Annotated in this window: 2 protein-coding genes and 2 pseudogenes; 2 read left to right on the top strand and 2 right to left on the bottom strand. The window is 64.4% G+C overall.

Annotated elements, in window-relative coordinates; genetic code table 11:
• Positions 1-150 (top strand): annotated as a pseudogene (locus ENZ75_RS35780) (N-acetyltransferase); the annotation flags it as partial.
• 121 nt (positions 151-271) lie between these two features.
• A complete protein-coding gene (gene truA / locus ENZ75_RS30715) occupies positions 272-1,042 on the top strand; it encodes a tRNA pseudouridine(38-40) synthase TruA (RefSeq protein WP_063169727.1) in 771 nt (256 codons plus the stop codon).
• Here the strand turns inward: truA and ENZ75_RS30710 are convergent.
• Both ENZ75_RS30710 and ENZ75_RS35430 read right to left on the bottom strand, forming a co-directional pair.
• Positions 1,009-1,644 carry a hypothetical protein gene (locus ENZ75_RS30710; protein ID WP_063169726.1) on the bottom strand — a complete coding sequence of 212 codons (636 nt, stop codon included), beginning with the start codon at positions 1,642-1,644 and terminating at the stop codon, positions 1,009-1,011. The genes truA and ENZ75_RS30710 overlap by 34 nt on opposite strands.
• A 5-nt stretch (positions 1,645-1,649) precedes the next feature.
• Positions 1,650-1,793, bottom strand: a pseudogene (locus ENZ75_RS35430) (succinyl-diaminopimelate desuccinylase); the annotation flags it as partial.

The raw sequence follows: 1,793 nt of genomic DNA, 5'->3' as shown, positions 1-1,793 counted from the left end.
TATTACGGGCGTTTCGGCTATAGCCACACGCGTGCCGAGAACTTCGAAAGCGAATACCAGGGCGAAGCGCTGCAGGCGCTGGCCTGGGGTGACGCGCCAGAAGCAGGCAGGCTGGTCTACGCCTCCGCCTTCACCGCTCTCGCCGCGTAGAACAGTCAGCCGTTTTCACGGAAACGGCGAACTGCACTCCTCTTTGTTTTAACGCAATTCCGAACGGAAAACCGTTTCACACTTTTCCTGGAATTGCTCGAGGCGAGAGCTCTAGCCGCAAATGCCGCGTTTTCGCCTCGACATCGAATATGACGGCAGCCTGTTTGCCGGCTGGCAGCACCAGGCGGATCAGCCTTCGGTGCAGCAGGCGATCGAACAGGCGATCGAAAAATTCTGCGGCGAAGCGATCAGGCTGCGCGCCGCCGGCCGCACCGATGCCGGCGTGCATGCGACCGCGCAGGTGGCGCATGTCGACCTCGTCAAGGCGTGGCCGAGCGACAAGGTGCGCGATGCCGTCAACGCCCATCTGCAGGCGGCCGGGGCGCGCATCGCCATCCTGAAAGCGACGGTGGTCTCCGACAGTTTCGACGCCCGCTTCTCGGCCATTGGCCGCCACTATCTCTACCGCATCCTGAACCGCCGCGCGCCGGCCGCGCTCGACAAGGGCAAGGTGTGGTGGGTGCCGAAGCGGCTCGACGCCGGCGCCATGCACGAAGCGGCAAAGGTCCTGCTCGGACGGCATGACTTTACCACCTTCCGCTCGACCCAGTGCCAGGCCAACAGCCCGATCAGGACGCTGGAACGGCTCGATGTGAGCCGACAAGGCGACATGGTCGAGGTCAGGGCTTCGGCGCGCTCGTTCCTGCACAACCAGGTGCGTTCGATGGTCGGCTCGCTCAAGCGTGTCGGCGACGGCGGCTGGAGCGCGGCCGACCTGAAAACATCGCTCGAGGCGCGCGACCGCGCCGCCTGCGGCCAGGTGGCGCCGCCCGACGGGCTGTTTCTCACCGGTGTCGATTATCCGATCGAGACGAGCCCGGAAAGGCTCTGAACTCCGACATCGTCCGGGACGGTGATGCCGAGCAACGTCTGCAGGCCGAACAGCACCAGCAGCGACGCAATGAACATGCCGACGAAAACGGCCGTGCCGACCGCTGCGCCCCTGCCCATCGTGGCATTTGTCATGCGCCAGGTCAGCACCATAGAAAGGGCAAAGAGGAACAGCGACACAAGGCTCGAAACCTGGCTTGCGGACGACAGGAAAAGCCGGATCAGCGCCGAAGGCAGCATCAGCCAGGCGGTGATGGCCGAAGCCCAGTTGCTGGCAACGACGTAGTGGACGAAGCGGCCGCCTATGCCGGCGCGCGGCGCGATGAAAGCGAGCGCAACCAGCGGCAGCACCCAGGAGCCGATGTCGACCGTCGCCAGGCGCACCAGCATGCTGAAGCGCCCCGCGAAGGCGTCGGGATCGCCGATTTCGTTGGCGATGCCGACCCAGCCGACGATCAGCGCCGGTGCTGCAACGACAATGGCGAAGAAGGAATTCCAGAAGCCGTCGGCCGACAGGTCGAGCAGGCGCAGGCCGTCGGCTCTGCCGAGCATCAATCGCCAGGCGCCCGTCAGCGAAGCTTGGGTTTCGTCCGCCGAAAGCATGCTGTTCAGCCCTGTCCGAACCAGTCTTCTATGAAGCGCTGGTAGATTTGCGTCAGCGTCTCGAGGTCGGCAATGGCGACGCGCTCGTCGACCATGTGCATGGTCTTGCCGACCAGCCCGAACTCGACCACCGGGCAATAGTCCTTGAT

Source organism: Mesorhizobium sp. M7A.F.Ca.CA.002.04.1.1 (assembly GCF_004022805.1).
Lineage (GTDB): Bacteria > Pseudomonadota > Alphaproteobacteria > Rhizobiales > Rhizobiaceae > Mesorhizobium > Mesorhizobium ciceri.
Note: the sequence above shows the minus strand (reverse complement) of the source record. Positions and strands in the feature narration are given on the sequence as shown.

Excerpts from the sequence above, each read along its gene's own strand:
- ENZ75_RS30710 (WP_063169726.1), bottom strand. The coding sequence starts at position 1,644 with ATGCTTTCGGCGGACGAAACCCAAGCTTCGCTGACGGGCGCCTGGCGA.
- truA (WP_063169727.1), top strand. The coding sequence starts at position 272 with ATGCCGCGTTTTCGCCTCGACATCGAATATGACGGCAGCCTGTTTGCC.